This window comes from Mycobacterium sp. (assembly GCF_035640695.1).
In the GTDB taxonomy this organism is placed as follows: domain Bacteria; phylum Actinomycetota; class Actinomycetes; order Mycobacteriales; family Mycobacteriaceae; genus Mycobacterium.
This window is the reverse complement of the sequence record NZ_DASQVQ010000157.1, coordinates 1-4,534: the sequence shown is the minus strand read 5'-3', so window position 1 is coordinate 4,534 and position 4,534 is coordinate 1. Positions and strand designations below refer to the sequence as shown.

Here is a 4,534-nt window from a genome sequence, read left to right as displayed (position 1 = left end):
GCGGACACCGTCAGCGCGACCGGGTTGCGGGTGCGCTCGATCAACGGCGACATCGGCGACCTCAACCGGCCGCTCGGTGACCACGCCCGCGCGGCCCGCGACCACCATCTCGAGATGCTGCTCGAACTCGCCGCGACCGCCGGTGCCCGCGCGCTGGTGCTGCCCTGCGGCGCAATCGGTCACCGGCCGCTCGAATCGCTCGCGGCCGATCTCGACCGGGTGGCGCGCGAACTCACCCGCGCCGCGGAGCGCGCCGAAGGCCACGGTGTCGAGGTCTGGACGGAGTCTCTGCACTTCCATCGGCTGTGCTGGAACATCGAACGCGCGCAACAACTCACCGACCGCCTGGCCAACACTGCGGTACGGGTGGTAATGGACTTCAGCCACATCGTGGCCTCCGGCGGCGACCCGCGCGAGTTCGTCGTCCGCTTTACCGACCGCATCGCCCATGTGCACATTCGCGACGCCGTGCCCGCCAACATCAACCTGTCCGTCGGCCGCGGCGACGTCGACTTCGCCGGCGGGCTCAAGGCCCTGGCGGATACGGGTTATGCCGGCCACTTCGCATTGGAACTGGAGACCCGCGACGTTACCGACGGCCAGCGGCCGGCGGCCACGGCCGAAGCCGCCCAACTGATTTCCGACCTCATCTAAGGGAGAAACACATGTTCATTACGCAACGTACCGCCGTCATCACCGGCGCCACCTCTGATCGCGGTATCGGGATGGCCGTCGCCAACCGGTATGCCCGCGAGGGCTGGGCCGTCGTCGTGCTCGACCTCGACGGGGAGAAGTCGTCGAAGGTGGCCGCGGACATCGGCAACCAATTCGCCGTTCCCGCATTCGGTTACGCGATCGACGTGACGTCGGAGGAGTCGGTCAGCGCCGCGCAGCGCGCCGCCGCGGCGGAAGTCGAGTCCGGCGCGCTGCCGCCGATCGGTGCGCTAGCCAACATCGCCGGCATCACCTCCCCGGTGCCGTTCCTCGAGACCACGCTGGAGCTGTGGAACAAGGTGATGGCGGTCAACGCCACCGGCACCTACCTCGTCACGAAGGCGTTCCTGCCAGCGATGATCGACAACGGCTGGGGCCGCATCGTCAACATGTCGTCGGTGTCCGCGCAGCGCGGCGGCGGCGTGTTCGGCAAGGTGCCGTACTCGTCGGCGAAGGCCGCCATCCTCGGATTCACCAAGGCTCTGGCCCGCGAAATCGCCGATACCGGGGTGACCGTCAATGCCGTCACTCCGGGCGCGGTGGACACCAACATCAGGGTCGGGTCGACCGATGACCAAGAAACCAGGCTGGCCAGCGACATCCCGATCGGCCGCACGGCGACCACCGAGGAAGTCGCCGCGGTCATCACGTTCCTGTCCAGCGAGGACGCCAGCTACCTGACCGGCACCACCGTTGACATCAACGGCGGCAGCCACATCCACTGACGGGAGCCAGCCATGACACGGTTGTTCAACGATCCGGCCACATTCACCGAGGACATGCTCGACGGGTTCCTTGACGCCAACTCCGGCTACGTAGTCGGCGTCGAGGGCGGCGTGGTCCGCGCCTCGGCGACGCCGCCCGGCAAGGTCGCGGTGGTCGTCGGCGGCGGATCCGGCCACTATCCCGCATTTTGCGGGGTGGTCGGTCCGGGCTTCGCCGATGGTGCCGTCGTCGGCAACGTCTTCACGTCACCGTCGGCCCGCGAGGCGGCCTCGGTCGCCCGGGCCGCGCACGGGGACGCGGGTGTGTTGTTGATCACCGGCAACTACGCCGGCGACGTGATGAATTTCGGTCTCGCTACCCGGCAATTGCGCTCGGAAGGCATCGACGCGCGCTACCTCGTGGTGACCGACGACATAGCGAGCGCGCCACCCGACGACACCACCAAGCGCCGGGGCATTGCGGGTGATTTCACGGTATTCCGTTGCGCAAGTGCGGCAGCCGAGACCGGGGCGCGCATCGACGACGTCGAGCGGATAGCGAGTAAGGCCAACGACGCCACCCGCACCCTCGGCGTCGCCTTCGACGGCTGCACCCTGCCCGGCGCGGACCGCCCACTGTTCACCGTCGCCCCCGGCTCAATGGAGCTGGGCCTGGGCATCCACGGCGAAGCCGGCGTGTCGAGCAGCACCATGCCGGCGGCCGCGGAGCTTGCGACGTTGCTCGTTGACGGCGTGCTCGCCGAAAAGCCCAAGGGGGCAACGGATCGCGTCGCGGTCATCCTCAACGGGCTGGGCCGCACCAAGTATGAAGAGCTCTTCGTGGTGTGGAAGACGGTTGCCGCCCGGCTTGCCGACGCCGGTTTGACGGTGGTGCAACCAGAGGTCGGTGAGCTGGTCACCAGCCTCGACATGGCAGGTTGCTCCCTGACGGTCACCTGGCTCGACGACGCTTTGGAACGGCTGTGGACCTCGCCCGCCGACACCCCAGCATATCGCAAAGGCCAAATGAACCAAGCTGGCGCCGAATTGCGGGCACGCACCCACGTGCATGCGCAAACACCCTCGGTCCCAACTACATTCATCGAGGCTGACGAAGCGTCACGGATGTGCGGAGCACATGTCGCGCACGCGCTGGCTGCGATGGCCGCACGGATGGTCGAGGCGGAAGCCGACCTCGGCCGCATCGACGCTGTTGCCGGCGACGGTGATCACGGCCGCGGCATGGTCCGCGGCACCGAGGCGGCCAGCATGGCGGCGACCTCGGCCTCGCGCCGCGGAGGCGGAACGGGATTCGTTCTGCAGGCGGCGGGTGAGGCCTGGGCCGCGAAGGCCGGCGGTACATCGGGCGTGCTGTGGGGCGCCGCGCTATCCGCAGCTGCTCGCAGGCTGGGTGACAGCGGCACACCGATGGATTCGGACGTCGCAGAGGCGTTGCGTGCGGGCCATGACGCACTGGTTGAACTGGGTGGCGCGCACCGTGGCGACAAGACGATGCTCGACGCGCTCGGGCCATTCGTTGAAGCCATCGAAAGTGCGGTGGCACGCGGAATCGACTGGCGCAGTGCATGGCTCGCGTCGATCGACGTGGCACGCAAGTCGGCGGCGGCCACCGCCGAACTGCGCCCCAAGGTCGGCCGGGCTCGTCCGCTGGCCGAGCGCAGTGTAGGCACGCCCGACGCGGGCGCCATTTCGCTGGCCATGTGCATCGGCACGGTGGCCAAAGTTTTCGAGACCGAAGGAGTTACGCAATGAGCCTGCGAATCGTCATTGGCAGCGACGACGCCGGATTGCAGTACAAAGAGATCCTGCATCGAGACCTGCGGGCCGACCCACGAGTTGCCTCAGTCGTCGATGTCGGCGTCGGACCCGACGAGCACACTGCCTATCCGCATGTCGCAGTGTCGGCCGCGCGGCTGATCGCCGAGGGCACAGCCGATCGCGCACTGTTGGTGTGCGGCACCGGACTCGGGGTGGCGATCAGCGCCAACAAAGTGCCCGGTATCCGAGCCGTGACGGCCCATGACAGCTTCTCCGTCGAACGAGCAGTCCTGAGCAACGACGCACAGGTGCTGTGCTTCGGGCAGCGAGTCATCGGCATCGAACTTGCACGGCGCCTGGTCAAAGAATGGCTCGGCTACCGATTCAACCCGGAATCCACGTCCGCGGCCAAGGTGGCGGCGATCCGCGAGTACGAGCCCGCATAGGTGAACCGTTCCCTCCCCTTCGTCGCCCTTCGTTACTTGTGTGACCACTGAGGCCTGTGAACCAGGTGAACGCTGTCCATTGATGGTGTGTGACATCGCGACCACGGGTAGGCGTCTAGTGGCAGGAAAACGCTTGAGTGACCGCTTGAGTGACACGGAGTAACTCGAAAAGGAGTAACTGATGGGACACTCGATGCGAAAGGTGGCGGTCGGCGCTGCGCTGGGTGGGGCGTTGATGTTCGGCGGGTTCGGTGCCGCCAGCGCCGTGCCGGTTCACGGCTTCGGTGACGGCTCCGTCAATGTCGTGGCTGAGCCGTGCCCAGCCCCACAGGGTTCAGGCATCACGCCTCCTGGTGAGCCGGGCTCCAAGAACGTCCCTGGTGGAAACGATGCTCCCGCCGATTCCCCGACCAACCCGACCGGTGGTGCACCGGGCGGCGCCGCTAGTAGCGGCAACGGGAACCAGGCACCTGCCGGGGCTCCCGGTGCATGCGGCCCAACCAAGGACCAAAACCCCAAGTCCGGGCCCGGTCAGCCGGCCGGCGTGATCGGCTAACGCTAGCCGCGTTATCGCTCGAAAACGGTACCGCCCGCGTCCCACCGCAGGGACGCGGGCGGCGCTTTTTGGCCCTACTGCGGGCACTGGAAATCTTTCGACGTCATGATCAGGTCGGTACCGGCACCACGGCCGCCGGAATCGATTCAGCGTTCCTTGCGCTTGGCAAAACGGTCCCCGTCGAAGGAGACATTGTTCCACGCCTGCGGGGAGTCGAAGGAGGTGCGCACGCCGCTGAACGCCGCCTGGTCGAAGGAGGTGCGCCTGGCGCTGAACGTCGCCTGATCGAAGGACGTGTGCGCCCCGCTGAACGCCGCCTGGTCGAAGGACGTGCC

The 4,534-nt window shown here is 67.3% G+C and carries 5 protein-coding genes and 1 pseudogene; 5 read left to right on the top strand and 1 reads right to left on the bottom strand.

Annotated features, from left to right (window positions below; translation table 11 throughout):
* The first annotated feature begins 24 nt into the window (after positions 1 to 24).
* From VE759_RS18810 to VE759_RS18790, 5 genes are all read left to right on the top strand, one after another.
* On the top strand, positions 25 to 654 hold the full coding sequence (locus VE759_RS18810; RefSeq protein WP_324935237.1) for a sugar phosphate isomerase/epimerase family protein: 630 nt from the start codon (positions 25 to 27) through the stop codon (positions 652 to 654).
* Between the two features lie 11 nt (positions 655 to 665).
* Entirely contained in the window at positions 666 to 1,439 is a 774-nt protein-coding gene (locus VE759_RS18805; protein ID WP_324935235.1) for an SDR family NAD(P)-dependent oxidoreductase, read from the top strand.
* Positions 1,440 to 1,451: 12 nt separating this feature from the next.
* Entirely contained in the window at positions 1,452 to 3,191 is a 1,740-nt protein-coding gene (locus tag VE759_RS18800) for a dihydroxyacetone kinase family protein (protein ID WP_324935233.1), read from the top strand.
* Entirely contained in the window at positions 3,188 to 3,643 is a 456-nt protein-coding gene (locus VE759_RS18795) for a ribose-5-phosphate isomerase (protein ID WP_324935231.1), read from the top strand. Before VE759_RS18800 ends, VE759_RS18795 begins: the two co-directional genes overlap by 4 nt.
* Positions 3,644 to 3,824: 181 nt before the next feature.
* On the top strand, positions 3,825 to 4,199 hold the full coding sequence (locus VE759_RS18790) for a hypothetical protein (protein WP_324935229.1): 375 nt from the start codon (positions 3,825 to 3,827) through the stop codon (positions 4,197 to 4,199).
* 146 nt (positions 4,200 to 4,345) lie between these two features.
* On the opposite strand, the pseudogene VE759_RS18785 reads toward VE759_RS18790, so the two are convergent.
* Positions 4,346 to 4,534, bottom strand: a pseudogene (locus VE759_RS18785) (hypothetical protein); the annotation flags it as partial.